Below are 17,807 nucleotides of genomic sequence, written 5' to 3'. Positions count from 1 at the left end.
CGTCAGCCGGCCGGCGAGGGGTGCGCGGCGAGCCACTCGTTCGCGGTGCGCTTGCCGACCTTCAGCAGCCAGGCGTCCGTGACGACCTCGCGCAGCAGCAGCGGGTCGATCGCGTCGAGGCGCACGAGCACGGCTGGGTAGCCGTCGAAGTGCGGGATCGTGAAGAACGCGCCGGGGTAGGTCTCGAGCAGCGCCTGCTTCACCTGCTGCCCGTCGGTGCGGAGGCCCACCACCACCGCGTCGGGCCATTCGCGCCCGAGCGCCGCGAGCTGTTCGAGGTCGCGCCCGCTCGGACGGCGCTCCCAGGCGAACGCCCCGGCCGGGGTGCGCCAGCTCGCCCCGCCGCGGTGCCCGTCCACCTGCTCGATCACTCCGGGGAGGCCGAGCGCGAGGGCGCGGACGTCGTCGAGGGTCGCCATGTCCACCATCATCCGCTCGATCTCCGAACTCGTCGAGACTGCCCCGTGTCCGGTTCGGCGATGCGCGCTAATCTCGGACCTACCCGACCGGCGCCAACGTCACGCGCCCCGGGGGAGGAGACCACCACATGCCGCGGACCGACCGACCCCTCTCCCGCCGGCTGGTCGCCGGGCTGACCGCGACGCTGCTGGCTGCCACAGGACTCGTCGTGGGCGGCACCATCGCCCCGCAGCCGGCGGCCGCCGCCTACCCGGACTCGGTCAACCCCTTCGCGATCGCCGGTGGCTTCACGGTCTACGCGCGGGAGGATGCGCTCCTGCAGAACCAGGAGACCGAGGGCAGCATCGCCGTCGGCGGCACCGCGACCGTCGCTCCCAGCGCGAGCCAGTACACGATCATCCACGTGTCCGCCGGCACCGGCGACTACGACCTGCCCACGGTCGACGGCGACCCCACGCGCTTCCTCGTCGGGCAGTACAGCACCGCGAGCACCGGCATCCTAGCGATCACGAGTGCCGGAACGAGCGAACCGTCACTGCACGGCGACCTCAAGATGGTGCAGCGCGACGGCGGATGGCAGGCGTTCCCCCGGGCCGACTGGCTGCGGCTGAACCAGAACCCGGCCAACCCGGATCAGACGCCGCTCATCGACGCGACGCATCAGCAGTACCCGGAGGATGCCGCGCCCCCGGCAGGCGCGACCGGCAACGGCAGCATCTACACCGCGAACACCTCCGCCACCGCCGTGGCCGACTATGTCGAGGCGAACCGCGATGCCTCGTGGGAGGAGGCGAGCAGCTGCTTCGACGACATCGCCGATCCCGGCGCCGGCATCGGCTATCCGGTCGAGGTGTCTGAGGATCTCGGCGACCGCGTCGTCCTCGCGCCCCTGAGCCCGGACCAGCCGAACATCGTCGACTACGCCGACATCGCAGGCACGGCGCTGATCCAGTTCTCACCCGGCCCGACGCCGGGCGTGTCGAACCCGCTCGTCATCCGCGTGCCGGCCGGCACGACCGACGTCGTGGGCGCCCGCGCCGACCCGCAGGGCGTTCACTCGCCGTACATGGTCTGGGATCTGTCGCAGCTGACCGGCGACGTGACCGTGACCGCGGCCCAGGGACGCATCGACGGCTCGATCTACGCGCCCGACGCCTCCGTCACCGTGAACGCCGCCCCGCTCGACGGCCAGGTGATCGGTCAGGACGTCATCCTGCAGGGCGGGGAGGTGCACTCGTTCCTCTTCTCGGGCGAGATCCCCTGCGCCGCCGACAGCGGCACCTTCGCGGTCCGCAAGGAGCTGTCCGGCATCGACGGGGCCGACCTTCCCGCCGGCACCACCTTCACCGTCAACTACCGCGCCGTCGACCCCGACGGCAACGCCTCCGTGGGGACTCTCGAGGTGCCGGCCGACGGCACCCCCGTCGCCGTCGGCGACCAGTTCCCGATCGGCACCGTCGTGACCTTCGCCGAGATCGAGCCCGAGAGCATCCCCGGCTGGGAGTGGGGCGACGCGACCATCACCCCGAATCCGCTCACGATCGGCACCGGCACCGCCGACGTGGTCGTGACCAACACCGCCACGCAGCTCACCGGCACCTTCAGCATCGTGAAGCTGATCGACGACCTGTCGGGCGGCGCTCCGGGGCCCCCGTCGCAGGCTTTCGTCCCCGTGGGGTGGACCGCATGGTCCGGCGGCGCGCAGATCGCCGAGGGCACTCTGGACGTGCCGTTCGACGGCACCGTCGTCGACGTCGGGCAGCAGTTCCCGCTCGGCACCCGCATCGTCCTCAGCGAAGACCTCGACGGCATCGCTCCCCCCGACGGCTACGAGTGGAGCCACATCGGCTGGGACCCGGGCCGCACCTTCGTCATCGAGGACACCGGCACCGTCGCCGTCGAGCTGACGAACGCCGTGACACCCGTCGAGGCCGAACGGACGATCACCATCGTGAAGGGCGTCGCCGGGGCGGCCGCCGATCCCGCCTACGGGTACGCGGTGAGCTACAACACCGACCCGCCGGGCACCCGCACCACCATGGACGTCCCCCTCGGTGAACCCCAGCTCATCGACGACGTCGAGGCCGGTGCCGACACCCTCGAACTCGCCGAGCTCGTGCCGACCCTGAACGGCAGCCCCACCGACCCCGCGGATTGGGTGCTCCCGGTCATCGACGTCACCGTCGACGGCGCCACGACGCAGTACCGGCCGGCGAACTTCGAGGGCGGCGGACCGCTCGAGACGGCGATCGTCGACATCCCCCTGCCGGACGCCGGAGACATCGCGATCACGGTGACGAACGCGCTGCGCGAAGGCACGTTCACGCTTTCGAAGGAGTTCGTCAACCTGCCCGCCGACGTTCCGGTCGACGACCTCGAGTTCACCGTCGAGTGGACGGCGACCCTGCCCACAGGCGAGGTGGAGGAGGGCGTCGTACGCCTTCCCGGCGACGGCACGGCGGTCAGCCCTCTCGATGAGACCGGCGCACCGCTCACCTTCCCGTACGGCACCGTGGTCACGTTCTCGGAGCATCCCGCTCCGGCGCTGCGCCACGTCACCTGGCAGGGCACATCGTTCGACCCGGCGCAGCTGGTGATCGGCGAAGGCGGTGAGGCCGTCGTGCACTCGACGCTCACCAACGACGCATCGCTCCTGCGGGGCACGTTCCTCGTCCGGAAGGACCTCGCCGGCATCGACGCAGACCAGCTGCTCGTCGACTCGTTCATGGTCGACTACGTCGCCCATCTGCCCGGACAGATGCCCACGGCCGGGCGATTCGTGCTCCCTGCCGACGGCACGCCGGCCGGCCCGGTCGACGATGAGGGACAGCCCATCCAGTTCCAGATCGGCACCGTGGTGAACCTGCTCGAGGAGGAGCCCGATGCCGCGGCTCTGCCGCCGGGCTACGAGTGGAGCGAGACGACGTGGAGCCCTTCGAACTTCGTGGAGATCGGCTTGGGTGAGACGCCGATTCTGGAGGTCACCAACTCGGTGGTCGGATTGACCCGCTTCGCGGTCACGAAGGTCATCGCCGGCGACGGGGCATCGGCTCTGCCGGCGGGCACCACCATTCCCCTGGACTGGTGGCGGGACGGCGAGCCCCAGCCGCGCGTCGATCTCGAACCGAACGTTCCGGTGTACTCGGAGTACTTCCCGGTCGGCACGATTCTCGAGGTCTCGGAGGGTGACCTCCCGGTGATCCCCGGCGTCGACTGGGGCGCTGCCTCGTGGACCGTCGACGGCGAGACGCTCACACCCGAATCCAACGGGCGCATCCTGCTGCCGATGTCGATCTCGCGGGATCCGCAGCTCGCCGAGCTGACGCTGACCAACACCGCGAACACGCGCCCGCTTCCGGCGACCGGCGGTGGCGGCATCTCACCACTGGTGCCGCTCGGCGCTGTCGTGCTGATCGCTCTCGGCGGGCTGCTCGCGACACGGCGCAGCCAGCGGGTCTGATTCCGGATGCCGCGGCCGGCGCGCGTCGTCGGCCGTGGCATCCGTCCCTTCTGGTTCGGCGCTGTGAGTCGGCCGAGTCCTCAGGGAGTGTCGAGGAAGACGCCGATCCGGTCGCCGTCGCGCACGAACTGCAGTGCGCTGCCTTCGGGGAAGCTCGAGCGCAGCTCCTCCGGCGTATTGCTGTCGACAGGCAACTCGATCGTTGCCGGGAAGTCGCCGACCCCGCAGCCCGTGTGCACGGCTCCGCTCATCGACCAGTTGGCGGTGTCGGCGTCCGCCGCCGGCAGTTCTTCGGTCGGCACGATCACGAAGCAGTCCGTCCCGCCGGACGCCGTGAAGCCGTCGGCCGTCTCGAAGAGCGTCATGCCGTAGAACTCGAACGCCATCGAACTCGGCCCGGCACCGAACCACCCCGGGGGAAGATCGACCATCGGCACAGGCTCGAGAGTGGCGATCTGTTCGGCGCCGCTCGAGACCGAGACCGGAGCGATCCAGGTCAGCACATAGGTCGCCGACGCCGCCAGCGCGGCGGCCGCGACGACCGACACCGCCCACGTGAGCCGCATCATCGGCGACACTCCCGCTGCGCGTCCCTCTCGACCCCGGCGAACAACGGCCGATTCCAGCGCACCGAAGACGTCCGTCGAGGTCGACGTCTGGACCGCATCACTCTGCGTTTCGGGTTCCCGAGCTCGTTCCGCCTGTAATGGGGATGCGGGAGGTGCGGGCTTCGTGGGCGGCTTTGCGACGTCGGCCGCCGCGGCGGGCTGTTCCGCATCCGGTGACCTGAGCGGCTTCCGGCCGGCTTCGAGTTCATGCAGGCGTCGCACGGCCGCCGGATCCTGGTGGATGTCGGCCGAGGGGCCGTACGCGCGTGCCCGGAGTGCGCGCAGTTCGTCGAGGGTGGCGGTGTCCATCACCTGCATAGTGGCATGCGCGGTACGTCACCGTCATCCGCCGAAGCGCGACAATCGCGCAGGCGCGGGGGCGCCTCAGTCGTCCGCCGGCTGCTCAGGGCTCTCGGGGGCGGGCGGGAGCGGCGTTCGCGGCCGCCACACGACGATCTCGGTCGCCCGACGCACCCGGGTGCCGTGCCGGAGGGTCACGACGTTTCCGGTGGCACCGGCGGCGAAGACGCGGGCGCCCGGACGTCTCTCGAGTTCGGCCCGCATGCGGTCCTCGAGGTCGCGCACGCGCTCGTGCAGCTGCTGTACCCGGTTCTCGAGCTCGAGGATGCGCACGATGGCGGGCAGCCCGATGCCGTCGGCAGACATCCGCGCGACTTCGCGCAGCTGCTCGACGTGCCGCAGTGAGTACCGGCGCGAACCGCCCTGCGTGCGGGCCGGCACGACCAGGCCCAGCCGGTCGTACTGACGGAGGGTCTGCGGGTGCATGCCCGACAGCTCGGCGGCGACGGCGATCGCGAAGATCGGGGCATCCGCGTCGATGTCGTGCGATTCAGGCATGTCGCACCTCCTTCTCACACACCCGGTCGTTGAGCGAGCGAGGAACGTGGTCGTTGAGCGAGCTTGCGAGTCGAAACGCGGAGACGAAACGCCCCGGACCGGCGGGCGACGTCGGCACGACGCGTTTCGACTCGCTTCGCTCGCTCAACGACCGACTTCGTCATGATTTCAGCCCTGCGCCTTGCTCATGAGATCGGCGCGCGGGTTCTCCTTCGGCTCGAGGCTGTGAAAGCGCTCGAGCGCCTCGCGCGCGGCGTCGTCGAGGTGCGACGGCACCGCCACCTGCACCTCGGCGAGGAGGTCGCCGGTGCCCTTGCTCGTCTCGACCCCGCGGCCCTTGACGCGCAGCACGCGACCGGACGGCGTTCCCGGCGCAACCCGCAGCCGGACCGGGTCGCCGCCGAGCGTCGGCACCTCGATGGTGGCGCCCAGCGCGGCCTCGGTGAACGTCACCGGCACCGTGACGCGCAGGTTGAGCCCGTCGCGGGTGAACACCGGGTGCGGACGCACCGCGACCTGCACGACGATGTCGCCACTCTCGCCGCCGTCGACCGAGGGACGCCCGCGGCCGCGCAGCCGGATCTTCTGCCCGTCCGAGACGCCGGCGGGGATCTTCACCTTGAACGGCTTGCCGTCCTCGCCCTGCAGCGTGATGGTCTCGCCCCTGGTCGCGGTGACGAAGTCGATCGTCGTGCGCGCCGTGACATCGGAACCCCGGGTGGGGCCGCCGTAGCCGCGGAAGCCGCCCGTAGACTGCCCGAACCGGCCCGAGCCGAAGCCCGCGCCCTGCTGCTGGTTGAACATCGCGAAGATGTCTTCGAAGTCCTCGGCGTTCTGGTACCGGGCTCCCCGACCCTGGTTGAACATCGAGAAGACGTCTTCGAAGCCGCCGGCGCCGCCCTGGCCGCCCGCGGTGAAGCGTGCGCCCGAGCCCATCGCGCGGATCTGGTCGTACTCCTTGCGCTGCTCCGCGTCGGAGAGCACCGAGTACGCCTCGCTGACCTCCTTGAACTTCGCCTCTGCCGCGGCGTCACCCTGATTGGAGTCGGGGTGGTACTTGCGGGCGAGCTTGCGGTACGTCTTCTTGAGGTCAGCCTCGCTGACGTCCTTCGAGACGCCGAGCACCGAGTAGAAGTCTTTGTCGAACCAGTCCTGACTGGCCATGGGTGCTCCTTCGGCTAGTCGGCAGGAACCGCGACGACGACCTTCGCCGGACGCAGCTCCACCGAGCCGAGGCGGTAGCCGATCTCGACGACCTCGAGGATCGTCGCGTCGGTCGCGCCGGGCGTCGGCACCTGGAAGATCGCCTCGTGATGCTGCGGATCGAACGCCTCTCCGGCGGCGCCGTAGGTCGAGAGACCCATGCGCTCGGCGACACCGCGAAGCTTCTCGGCGATCGCGGCGAACGGCGAGCCCTCTTCGAGGTCGCCGTGCTTGTCAGCCCGGTCGAGATCGTCGAGTACGGGCAGCAGCCCCTTGGCGACCGCGCCCTGCGCGCGCTCGATCTCGACCTCGCGCTGCTCCTCGGTGCGGCGGCGATAGTTGGCGTACTCCGCCTGCAGCCGCTTGAGGTCGTTCAGCAGCGCCGACTCGAGGTCGGCCAGCACGGCGTCCTCCGCCGCGGCGTCGGCGTTCTGCGCCGAGCCGAGGATGTCGTCCACCGTCAGCTCGTCGCCCTCGTCCTGGGCGTCTCCGTCCTGCGGGACGGGGCCGGAGGCCTGCGCCTCCGACCCCTCCTCGGCAGGACGGACCTCTTCCTCGTCGCCGGCTCCTGAGCCGGCCGTGGGGTCGTGGTCCTTGTCTGCCATGGCTACTTCTTCTCTTCGTCTTCGTCGATGACCTCGGCGTCGACGACATCCTCGTCGGCGCTCGTGGCGCCCTGGGCGTCACCGGCCTCAGGACCTGCGGAAGCATCCGGAGCCGTCTGCGCAGCCTGACCGGCGGCGTAGATGGCCTCGCCCAGCTTGCCCTGGCTCTGGTTGAGCTTGTCGAACGCGGTCTTCACGGCCTCGTCGTCGTCGCCGGCGAGCGCGGTCTTGAGCGCGTCGACGTCGCCCTGGACCTCGGTCTTGACGTCTTCGGGAAGCTTGTCGTCGTTCTCCTTGATGAGCTTCTCGATCGAGTACGACAGGGTCTCGGCCTGGTTGCGCACCTCGGCGGCCTCGCGGCGCTTCTTGTCTTCGGCCGCGTGCTCCTCGGCCTCGCGCACCATGCGCTCGATGTCGTCCTTCGGCAGCGACGAGCCGCCGGTGATCGTCATCGACTGCTCCTTGCCGGTGCCCTTGTCCTTGGCGGACACGTGGACGATGCCGTTGGCGTCGATGTCGAAGGTGACCTCGACCTGCGGGATGCCGCGCGGGGCCGGCGCGATGCCGGTCAGCTCGAACGTGCCCAGCGGCTTGTTGTCGCGGGTGAACTCGCGCTCGCCCTGGAAGACCTGGATCGCGACCGACGGCTGGTTGTCGTCGGCGGTCGTGAAGGTCTCGCTGCGCTTGGTCGGGATGGCGGTGTTGCGCTCGATGAGCTTCGTCATGATGCCGCCCTTGGTCTCGATGCCGAGGCTCAGGGGGGTGACGTCGATGAGGAGGACGTCCTTGCGCTCGCCCTTGAGGACGCCGGCCTGGAGAGCAGCGCCCACGGCGACGACCTCATCCGGGTTGACGCCCTTGTTGGGCTCCTTGCCTGCCTCGCGCTGGACGAGCTCTGAGACCGCGGGCATGCGAGTCGAGCCGCCGACGAGCACGACGTGGTCGATGTCGGCGACCTTGATGCCGGCCTCGCGGATCACGTCTTCGAACGGCTTCTTGGTGCGGTCGAGCAGGTCCTTGGTGAGGTCCTCGAACTTGGCGCGCGTGATGGTCTCGCTCAGCGACACGGGGCCCGAGTCGGTCAGCGACAGGTACGGCAGGTTGACGCTCGTCGAGGTGGACGACGAGAGCTCCTTCTTCGCCTGCTCCGCGGCCTCCTTGAGGCGCTGCAGCGCGATCTTGTCGCCCGAGACGTCGACACCGGTGGTGTCCTTGAACTGCTTGATGAAGTAGTCGACGAGGCGCTGGTCCCAGTCGTCGCCGCCGAGGCGGTTGTCACCGGCGGTCGAGCGCACCTGGATCGTCGAGAAGTCGTCGTCCTTGCCCACCTCGAGCAGCGAGACGTCGAACGTTCCGCCACCCAGGTCGAAGACGAGGATGAGCTCGTCCTCCTTGCCCTTGTCGAGGCCGTACGCCAGAGCGGCGGCGGTGGGCTCGTTGATGATGCGCAGGACGTTGAGGCCCGAGATCTCGCCGGCCTCCTTGGTGGCCTGACGCTCGGCGTCGTTGAAGTACGCGGGGACGGTGATGACGGCATCCGTCACCGTGTCGCCCAGGTACTGCTCGGCGTCGCGCTTGAGCTTCTGGAGGATGCGCGCCGAGATCTCCTGCGGAGTCCACTTCTTGCCGTCGACCTCGAAGCTCCAGTCGGTGCCCATGTGGCGCTTGACCGACGAGACGGTGCGGTCGACGTTGGTGACGGCCTGGCGCTTGGCGGTCTCACCGACGAGCACCTCGCCGTCCTTCGTGAATGCGACGACCGAAGGGGTCGTGCGGAAGCCCTCGGCGTTCGCGATGACCTTGGGCTCGCCGCCCTCGAGGACGCTCACGACCGAGTTGGTCGTACCGAGGTCGATTCCAACAGCACGTGCCATGTGTATCTCTCCTTCATGTGGACGCAGAACGGATGCCGGCGCCCGGGGTTGATGGGAAGTCTGCTCGCGGCTCCACCTGAGGTTGAGTCGCGATGGCTCAACCATACGCCCGGGGTGCGGCATCCGTCAAATCAAACTTGACACGATGCGGCTCAAGTTCTGATCAGGATGCCGCAGCCCTGCGTGCAGATGCACGCCGGGCCTGCACCGTGCCCGACCAGGCCGCGAACCAGGCGGCTTCGGGCAGTCGCGCCAGCAGGGGCCCTGCCACCATGGTGATGAGCACGTACGCGGTGGCCAGTGCCGCGAGCGATCGGTCGACACCGGCGCCGACCGCGAGCCCTGCGATGACGATCGAGAACTCGCCCCGCGGGGTCAGGGCGAAGCCGGCACGCCACCGGCCCGCCTCGGCGATCCCGGCCGAGCGTGCCGCCAGGTAACCCGTGAGCACCTTCGCCGCCATCGTGATGACCGCGAGCACGACGGCGGGAACGATCATCGGCACGAGGTCGGCCGGATGGGTCGACAGCCCGAAGAAGAGGAAGAACACCGACGCGAACAGGTCGCGAAGCGGGGTGAGCAGGCGATGCGCGTGAGCGGCGACCGGCCCGGAGATCGCGATGCCGACCATGAAGGCGCCCACCGCCGCCGACACGCTCGCCTGCGCGGCCAGCCCCGACACCACCAGAGTGAGCCCCAGCACCGAGAGCAGCAGCACCTCGCCGTTGCGCGACCACACGAGCTTCGAGACGAGATGGCCGTGCCGCAGCGCGACGTACAGGATGAGCACGACCGCAGCCAGCGCCAGGACGACCGTCAAGATGGCGGCGCCGGGATCGAGCCCGATCAGCACGGCGGTGAGGATCGGCAGGTAGAAGGCCATCGCGAGATCTTCGATGACCAGGATCGACAGCACCACCGGCGTCTCGCGGTTGGCCAGGCGCCCGAGGTCCTGCAGCATCTTGGCGACGACCCCGGACGACGAGACCCAGGTGATGCCGGCGAGCGCGAGCGCGCTGACCGGGCCCCAGCCCAGGACAAGAGCGGCGAGTGCGCCCGGCGCGGCGCCCAGCACCATGTCGAGGAGGCCTGCACGTCGCGACCGGCGCAGGTTGCCGACGAGCTCGTCGGCGGTGTACTCGAGCCCGAGCATGAGCAGCAGCAGGATGACGCCGATCTCCGCGCCGACCTCGATGAACTCCTCCCCCGAACGAAACGGCAGCAGGCCGCCCTCACCGAACGCCAGCCCCGCCAGCAGGATCAGGGGGATCGGGGTGATGCCCAGTCGTCCGGCCAGTCGCCCGATCAGGGCGATACCCAGCAGCAGCGCGCCGATCTCGATGAGAACGAGCGCGCCGTCGTCCACGTCAGACCCCGTCGACGATGCGCGCCAGGTGCTCGAGCCCTTCGCTGGTCCCCACCACCACGAGGGTGTCGCCCACTCTCAGCACGTCGGCCGGACCCGGTGCCGGCAGCACGCCGCCCGCACGGACGATCGCCACGATCGAGCAGCGGGTGAGCGTGCGGGCCCGCGTGTCGCCGAGCGGTCGCCCGGCGTACGGACTGTCGGCGCGCAACGTGATCTTGCCGGTGGACAGGCCGTCGACCTGCTCGCGGAGCCCCGCCAGCTGCGTCAAGATGACCGAGCCGCCGAGCACCTCCGACAGCGCTGTGGCCTCTTCATCGGTGAGAGCGACGGTCTGTGCCGTACGGTCCGGATCGCCCGTGTCGGCGACCGCCAGCTGGCGACCGCCGTCGCGGAAAGTGATGATCGACAGCCGCCGCCCGGCGGCGGTCTCGAGATCGTGCCGGATGCCGATCCCCGGCAGTTCAGCGCGCTCCACATGCACGGACATGCCCCCATCTTGGCACCGCCGTGGCGCGGCGGTCAGGGCCTGTCCGAACTGCTTCCTCGCCCGCGCGGTCGGGCTGCGCCCGTCATCCGAGCATCGTCCCCTCCGCTGCCGCGTTCGGCATGGGGTCGGGCAGGCGCCGCATGCGGAATGCGTTCAGCGCGCCCAGCAGCGCGGCGAAGATCGGGATCAGCAGCGCGACCTGAAGCGCGATGTGGCGTGCCTCGGTGTTGATGCGGACGACCTCGTCGGCCGTCGCCGGGGGCTCGTCCGCGAGCAGCTCCTCGAGGCCGGTGTTCGACATCAGCTGCGCGTCGTCTTCGAGAACGGTCGAGACCTGCTGCTGCTCTTCCGCGGTGAGCACCGTGCTCGCATCGGAGAGCGCGGTGAACGACGTCGCGAGAGTGGCGAGCATGATCGCGCCGGCGAACGCGAGACCGAACGAGAGCCCGAACGATCCCGCCGCGGAGTTGACGCCGGCGGCCTCGCTGACCCGCTCGTCGGAGATGGGCGACAGGGTGTAGTTGTTGAGCTGCGAGACGAGCAGACCCAGCCCCGATCCGGCGATGATGAGCGGAACCGCGAGGTACCAGCCCGAGTCGGCGATCGGGACGAGGGGCACGATCGCGACGAGGCCGACGAGGGCGAGCGCGAAGCCGACCAGGATGAGGTTCGCCGGGCGCCCTTTGCCTCGCCTGCCGGCCCAGATCGCCACCACGAACATGCTGAGCGACAGCGGCGCGATCGACAGGCCCGCCTGCAGCGCGTTGTACTCGAGCACCATCTGCAGGTAGAGCGGCAGCACGATCATCGTGCCGCCGAGCGCGATCTGCTGGAGGAGCTGCCCGCTCACCCCCGTGCGGAACGGCTTCGACGAGAAGAGCGCCGGGTCGAGCAGCACCGGCTTGCCCCGCTTCTTGCGGGCGTTGAGCCACCACGCGAGCCCGCCGAGCGCGACGATGCCGAGGCCGATCAGGAGTCCGACATAGCCGCCGCCCTCCTGCCAGACGAGGATACCGAGCACGACGCCGCCCATACCGATGACCGACAGCCCGGCACCGACGAGGTCGATGGAGCGGTCTCCGTGGTACTTCACGTCCTTCACGAGACCGAGGCCCAGGAGCACGACGAGGATGATGACGGCCTCGAGTGCGAACGCGACCCGATACGACCAGAACGTCGTGATGAACCCGCCGAGCAGCGGACCGACCGCCGCCGCGATGGCGGCGGACGCTCCCACGAGCGCATAGACGCGCTTCTGGTGCTCCCCGACGAAGTTGCCGTGGATGAGCGACTGCATCGACGGCAGCAGGAGGGATGCGCCGATACCGCCGATCACCGCCCAGAAGATGATGACGGCGGTCAGGCTCTGCGCGAAGGTCATCGCCACCGCACCGACGGCGTAGCCGAGGAGGCCCAGGGTGTAGGCGAGCTTCCGGCCGATGAGGTCGCCCGTCTTGCCCCCGAGCAGGATGAAGGCGGCCGAGACAAGGGCTTCGAGCGCGATCGCACCCTGCACGCCGCTGGCGGTCGTACCGAGTTCCGTCACCACCGCCGAGATCGAGACGTTCATGATCGAGGTGTCCACCACGAGCACGAACATCGCCATGGCGAGCAAGATGGCGAGGCGTCCGTTGAAGGCCGGCGCGGGCGTGGTTTCCCCTGTCATGGAGGAAGCAAACCATCCGGCGGCCCTCGAGCGCTACGGTGAGTCCGCACCCGCCGTTCACCGAAGGGCCTTACCGTGACCGACATGAGCTCCCCCGCCCCCGGATCGGACGAGCCCGGCGCTCCCGTCCAGCCCACCGGCGCGGGCACTCCCCCGGAGCACGTTCTCTCGACCGCGGCGCTCAACACCGAACGGCTCGACGACACCCCGGTCCCTCGTCGACAGGTGTTCGCGTGGGCGCTGTGGGACTGGGCGACTCAGCCCTTCAACTCGGTCATCCTCACGTTCGTCTTCGTGTCGCTCTACCTGGTGTCGGACGCCTTCCTCCCCGCCGGCGTCGCCGAGCAGAACGCCGACGGCGACATGGTGTGCTCCCGTGCCGCGGATGCGGCGACGGAGTACTGCGGCGGACTCTCGGATCTCGCGGAGTGGTACGGCTGGGTCACCTTCGCTGCCGGCATCCTGATCCTGCTGCTGGCGCCCGTGCTCGGCCAGCGTGCCGACGCCGCCGGCACCAAGAAGCGCTGGGTGGTCGGTGCGACCGCGGTGCTCGCCCTCCTGCAGTTCGCTCTCTTCTTCGTCTACGCCGAGCCCCAGTTCTTCTGGCTCGGCGCCGTCCTCGTCGCACTCGGCTCTGTCGCCTCCGAGATCGCCGGGGTCAACTACAACGCGATGCTCGTGCAGGTGTCGACCCCGAAGACGATCGGCCGCGTCAGCGGTCTCGGCTGGGGCCTCGGGTACATCGGCGGCATCCTGGCCCTCGCCATCGTGGTCGTCCTCAACACCTTCGACTGGTTCGGGTTCGACGTGTCGGACGGTCTGGCCTATCGCCTCATCGCCATCGGCGCCGCGGTGTGGACAGTGCTGTTCGCACTCCCTTTCGTCTTCCTGGTGCCCGAGTCCCCCGCGAGCCCCGACCGCAGCCGGGTCGGGTTCTTCCAGAGCTACGCGGTGCTCGTCCACGACATCGTCGCGCTCTTCCGCGAGCATCGGCCCACGTTCTGGTTCCTCATCGCGAGCGCCGTGTATCGCGACGGGCTGGCTGGCGTCTTCGCCTTCGGCGGCGTGCTGGCGGCCGTGTCGTTCGGGTTCAGCGCGACCGAGGTCATCGCGTTCGGCATCGCGCTCAACCTCGTCGCGGGCGTGTCGACGATCATCGCGGGGCGCCTGGACGATCGGTTCGGCGCGCGGGCGATCATCATCACGGCGCTCAGCATCCTCATCGTGAGCGCCCTGTTCGTCTTCTTCTTCCGCGAGGGCGGCAAGCCGGTGTTCTGGGTGGGCGGCATCATCCTCTCGGCCGCCGTCGGCCCCGCGCAGGCGTCCAGCCGATCGCTCCTGGCGCGCGTCACCCCGACCGGCATGCAGGGCGAGGTGTTCGGCCTCTACGCGACCACGGGGCGCGTGATGAGCTTCCTCTCCCCCCTGCTCTGGTCGGTGCTGATCGGCGTATTCGGCGCCACCCACTACGGCATCCTCGGCATCGTGATCGTGCTCCTGGTGGGGCTGCTCCTCCTGCTGCCGGTGAAGCTGCGGCCCGCCGACATCTCTGACGCGCGCGCCGGCACCTCCGGCCGCCGTGCCGGCACCTCCGGCTGAGCGGGCGTGAGGGGCACACACAGCCGCAGGGCACGCGGCATCCGATAATCTCGCACTCGGTGAGATTTCACCGGTGCGACTGGGGGGCCGTCGCGCTCCCCCGCGCCGCAGCCGAATCCCGAGAGGCACCGTGATCCCGCCGACCCAGCGACGACTCGCCGAGCGTCGGCGCGTGGCACGCCATCGCCGCGCCCTCGGCTACTGGGGCGTGCTGCTGGCGATGCTCCTCTCGCTGTGGGTCGGCACCACCGTCGTTCCCCCCGCGTGGCTGCACACTCCCGCGCTCTTCGGCCACTTGGCTTCGGTGATCGCGGGCCTCGGCGCCGCCGTGCTGCTCGAACTGAGCGGACTGCTCTGGATGCTGCGACGCGCGGCCCTCGACGACCTCCGCCGCGTCGAGCGCATCGTGAGCACCCTCGCGTGGCTCGGCATCGCCGGGCTGCTGGCGACAGGCGCGTTCCTGCAGCCGGACCTCGGAGAGCCGCTGACCGCGATCAAGATGGTCGCGGTGCTCATCGCCGCCATGAACGGGGTCGGGATGACGCGACTGACCGACGAACTGGCTCGGCTTCCCGGGGGCGTGCGGTTCTCGGCCCTCCCCCGCAGATTGCAGGCATGGTGCGTCTGGAGTGCGGTCGTTTCGCAGTCGGCGTGGTGGACCGCGGTGCTGATCGGGATGCTGAACACCGCTTCACGGTGATCTCACGGCATCCTCGCCCTCGCCTCGCAACCTCGCTCGGGTTAGGCTCTAGCCTTACCGGACTACCCGGCCGGTGACCCCCCGCCCGGCCTCACGGCCGCATCGACCTCGAGGATGCCCATGCGCGATCAGACGCGCGGCGACGAGGACGCGCCCGGACCCCGCCGCGGCCAGTCCTCTCAGCCGGATACCGCTGCAATGCCTGCGGCATCGTCCCCCGCTCTTTCTCCCACCTTCTCATCCACCGCATCGTCCGCGGTGCCTGCCAGGGCCAAGGCGCCCTCGGCGATCGACGAACGCCGCGAGCGCCGCCGCAAGCGCCGGCGCCGGATGCTGATGTGGACCACCGTCGTCGGCATCGTCGTGCTGGTCGGATCGATCAGCACCGTGTCGTACGCGATCGTGTCGAACCTCGCCGAACCGGCGCCCGCCGCCGAAGACCCGGCGCCCGCTGCACCCCAGGTCGTCGAGGCCATCGAGTTCCCGCAGGACGAACCGGCCGCGGCCGCCGGCGCCCAGCCGTGCGCGACCGTGAGCGTGCTCTCGTCGTTCGAGAACGCCGAGATGGTCGAGAGCCTCGCCGCCGCTTACAACAGCCAGCCGCGCAACGTCGCGGGGTCGTGCGTCACGGTGACGACCGCGAAAGAGAAGTCGGGTCTCGCCGCCGCGGTGGTGGCGACCGCGTTCCCGAACCTGGCCGCCGACCAGAAGCCGACCGTGTGGCTGCCCGACTCCTCCACCTGGGTCGACGTCGCCCAGTCGCAAGGAGCCACCAACCTGCGCGCCGACGGCACGAGCGTCGCCATCTCCGACGTCGTGATCGCGATGCCCGAGACCCTCGCCGAGACCATCGGATGGGATGCCGCGGCGCCGACGTGGAGCGCCATCTTCGACGCGGCGGGCGACCCCGACCTCTGGAGCGGTCTCGGGCACCCGGAGTGGGGCGCGTTCAAGCTCGGCAAGACCAGTCCGCTGATGGCGACCTCGGGCGAGGCCGCCATGTACGCGTCGTACGGCACAGCGGCAGGGTCGCTCACCGGCCTCACCGCCGCCCAGGTGCAGGACCCCGGAGTGCAGGCCGAGGTGCACGAGAACGAGACGGCGACCAGCCACTACATGGCCACGCCCGAGCACTTCCTCTGGCACGCGCGCCAGGCCGAGGCATCCGGTTCCACCGCCGACTTCCTCTCGGCGGTCATCGTCGATGAGAAGTCGGTGTGGGACTACAACCGCGGTATCACGAGCCGCGACGGCATCACACGCACGCAGGGCGAACCGCCGTCGGAGCAGCTCGTGCCGATCTACCCCACCGACGGGTACTACTCGGCCGACAACCCTGTGATGCGACTCACGGGCGAATGGATCGACCCGGTCGAGGCGGAGGCCGCGGCGGACTTCATCCGCTTCACGCACACCGCGCAGGGCCAGTCAGCCGTGCGCGCCGCCGGCTACCGCGATCTCAACCGCGCACTCGACGAGAGCGTCGCGAAGATCGGCCAGCTCGACGCCGCCCAGCAGAGCACGCTGGCGTTCCCCGCCGCCGACGTCGTGACAGCCGTGCAGACGTCGTTCCCGGAGGTGCGCAAGCGGGCGAACGTGCTGTTCCTGCTCGACGTGTCGGGGTCGATGGACGAGCCCATCCCCGCGGGCGACACCAAGCTCGCGCAGGCGCGCAAGGCGATCGAGGCGGCGCTCGGGCACTTCACCACGGGCGACGACGTCGGGCTCGCCGCGTTCGCGCAGGGTCCCGATGGTGCGATGCTGCCGGGCTTGGTGTCGCCGGTCTCCGACATCGGCGGGTCTCGCGACGGGTTCCTCGGCGCTCTCGGCGGGCTCACCTCGATGGGAGACACGCCGCTGTACCAGGCGGTCGACACGTTCGCCGCACAGCAGGCGGCGTCGTGGACGAGCGACCACATCAACGCGATCGTGCTGCTCAGCGACGGCGAGAACGACACGCCGAACGCGCCGACCATCGGCGCCGATCAGATGCTGGCGAACCTGAAGGACATGCACCACGGGACTCCGGTGCTCATCTTCACGCTCGCCTACGGGGCGGACGCCGACGTGGCGACCCTGCAGTCGATCTCGAGCGCCACAGGCGCGCACTACTACGACGCGACCGACCCGTCCAAGCTCCAGGCCGTGCTCGGCGACCTCGTCACGAGCTTCTGACCCGACCATCCTGGCCCGCGGCTACGACGCCCCGGGCCAGGAGTCGGCGAGCTTGGTGAGCAGGCGCGCGAGCTCCGCGCGCTCGTCGTCGGTGAAGGCGGCGAGCGCCGCGTCCATCGCCTCGCGCCGCTCGCCCCGGAAGCCGCGCACGAGCCGGGTTCCGGCATCCGTCAGCGCCACACGGGTACGGCGGGCGTCGCCAGGGTCTGCCTCGCGCCGCACCAGCCTCAGCTCGACCGCCTGTTGCACGAGCCGCGACGCGCGGGGCTGATCCACGCCCACCGCGTCGGCGATCTCACCCACCGACAGCGGATGGGATGCCGCGGCCAGCGCCTCGAGCAGTCTCAGGCGTGCCGGTCCCCCGATGCGCCCGGCGCCGCCCCACGGCGGCCCGCCGAACCCGGGAGGCCCGCCGAACCCGGGAACGGTCGCACCACGACCCCAGGGACCGCCGCGACCGCCGCGACCCGCGAAGCCGCGGATCGGCTCGTCGCCATGCGCGTGATCCGGGCCGTGGCCCGAGTGCTCGTCGTCGTGGCCGTGGCCGCCGTCGGTGCCGTGGCCGGCGCCGTGGCCGTGGGGCCCGGCGTGCCCATGGGCGTGTGGCCCTCCGCCGTGGGGCCTGGAGCCGTCCGCCCACGGCGGGCGGGGCATCCGTCGTCCGCGCAGGCGTGCGAGCGCCGCGGCGATGGCGTCGGCGGGGTCGTCGGGTGTGGACGGCATGCGTCCAACTTACATGCGACTTGACATGTATTCGAATTGCATGTCACACTGCATACACAT

The 17,807-nt window shown here is 70.1% G+C and carries 14 protein-coding genes; 4 read left to right on the top strand and 10 right to left on the bottom strand.

The window, feature by feature from the left end:
• Positions 1–2 precede the first annotated feature (2 nt).
• On the bottom strand, positions 3–419 hold the full coding sequence (locus B2K11_RS00390) for a hypothetical protein (RefSeq protein ID WP_163615844.1): 417 nt from the start codon (positions 417–419) through the stop codon (positions 3–5).
• Positions 420–547: 128 nt separating this feature from the next.
• Between B2K11_RS00390 and B2K11_RS00385 the strand changes: the two genes are divergently transcribed.
• Positions 548–3,880 (top strand): DUF5979 domain-containing protein, encoded by a 3,333-nt coding sequence (locus B2K11_RS00385; RefSeq protein ID WP_163615843.1) that lies wholly within the window; start codon positions 548–550, stop codon positions 3,878–3,880.
• A gap of 80 nt (positions 3,881–3,960) precedes the next feature.
• On the opposite strand, the gene B2K11_RS00380 is transcribed toward B2K11_RS00385, so the two are convergent.
• The 8 genes from B2K11_RS00380 to B2K11_RS00345 all read right to left on the bottom strand — a co-directional run bounded on the left by B2K11_RS00380 (position 3,961) and on the right by B2K11_RS00345 (position 12,550).
• The gene (locus tag B2K11_RS00380; protein WP_163615842.1) at positions 3,961–4,797 is read right to left on the bottom strand and encodes a hypothetical protein; all 837 of its coding nucleotides are present in this window, start codon (positions 4,795–4,797) and stop codon (positions 3,961–3,963) included.
• A 75-nt stretch (positions 4,798–4,872) separates the two neighbouring features.
• Positions 4,873–5,346, bottom strand: a complete 474-nt coding sequence (locus B2K11_RS00375) for a MerR family transcriptional regulator (protein WP_163615841.1) — start codon at positions 5,344–5,346, stop codon at positions 4,873–4,875.
• Between the two features lie 168 nt (positions 5,347–5,514).
• Complete coding sequence (locus B2K11_RS00370) at positions 5,515–6,510, bottom strand: DnaJ C-terminal domain-containing protein (RefSeq protein WP_163615840.1); 996 nt, start codon at positions 6,508–6,510, stop codon at positions 5,515–5,517.
• Between the two features lie 14 nt (positions 6,511–6,524).
• Complete coding sequence (locus tag B2K11_RS00365) at positions 6,525–7,154, bottom strand: nucleotide exchange factor GrpE (RefSeq protein ID WP_163615839.1); 630 nt, start codon at positions 7,152–7,154, stop codon at positions 6,525–6,527.
• A 2-nt stretch (positions 7,155–7,156) separates the two neighbouring features.
• Positions 7,157–9,028 (bottom strand): molecular chaperone DnaK, encoded by a 1,872-nt coding sequence (gene dnaK / locus B2K11_RS00360; RefSeq protein WP_163615838.1) that lies wholly within the window; start codon positions 9,026–9,028, stop codon positions 7,157–7,159.
• Between the two features lie 163 nt (positions 9,029–9,191).
• Positions 9,192–10,394 carry a cation:proton antiporter gene (locus B2K11_RS00355; RefSeq protein WP_163615837.1) on the bottom strand — a complete coding sequence of 401 codons (1,203 nt, stop codon included), beginning with the start codon at positions 10,392–10,394 and terminating at the stop codon, positions 9,192–9,194.
• Between the two features lies 1 nt (position 10,395).
• The gene (locus tag B2K11_RS00350) at positions 10,396–10,884 is read right to left on the bottom strand and encodes a TrkA C-terminal domain-containing protein (RefSeq protein ID WP_163615836.1); all 489 of its coding nucleotides are present in this window, start codon (positions 10,882–10,884) and stop codon (positions 10,396–10,398) included.
• 82 nt (positions 10,885–10,966) lie between these two features.
• A complete protein-coding gene (locus B2K11_RS00345) occupies positions 10,967–12,550 on the bottom strand; it encodes an MFS transporter (RefSeq protein ID WP_163615835.1) in 1,584 nt (527 codons plus the stop codon).
• A gap of 84 nt (positions 12,551–12,634) precedes the next feature.
• On the opposite strand from B2K11_RS00345, the gene B2K11_RS00340 reads away from it, so the two are divergent.
• The 3 genes from B2K11_RS00340 to B2K11_RS00330 all read left to right on the top strand — a co-directional run bounded on the left by B2K11_RS00340 (position 12,635) and on the right by B2K11_RS00330 (position 17,024).
• A complete protein-coding gene (locus B2K11_RS00340; protein WP_163615834.1) occupies positions 12,635–14,149 on the top strand; it encodes an MFS transporter in 1,515 nt (504 codons plus the stop codon).
• A 172-nt stretch (positions 14,150–14,321) separates the two neighbouring features.
• Complete coding sequence (locus B2K11_RS00335) at positions 14,322–14,849, top strand: hypothetical protein (RefSeq protein ID WP_163615833.1); 528 nt, start codon at positions 14,322–14,324, stop codon at positions 14,847–14,849.
• A gap of 120 nt (positions 14,850–14,969) precedes the next feature.
• Positions 14,970–17,024: a substrate-binding domain-containing protein gene (locus B2K11_RS00330; protein ID WP_163615832.1), complete on the top strand. Its 2,055-nt coding sequence runs from the start codon at positions 14,970–14,972 to the stop codon at positions 17,022–17,024.
• 21 nt (positions 17,025–17,045) lie between these two features.
• On the opposite strand, the gene B2K11_RS20555 is transcribed toward B2K11_RS00330, so the two are convergent.
• The gene (locus tag B2K11_RS20555) at positions 17,046–17,747 is read right to left on the bottom strand and encodes a MarR family winged helix-turn-helix transcriptional regulator (RefSeq protein WP_239525525.1); all 702 of its coding nucleotides are present in this window, start codon (positions 17,745–17,747) and stop codon (positions 17,046–17,048) included.
• Between the last annotated feature and the right edge of the window lie 60 nt (positions 17,748–17,807).

The organism is Microbacterium sp. B35-30 (assembly GCF_010634855.1).
In the GTDB taxonomy this organism is placed as follows: Bacteria; Actinomycetota; Actinomycetes; order Actinomycetales; family Microbacteriaceae; genus Microbacterium.
This window is presented reverse-complemented; position numbering and strand designations above follow the sequence as displayed.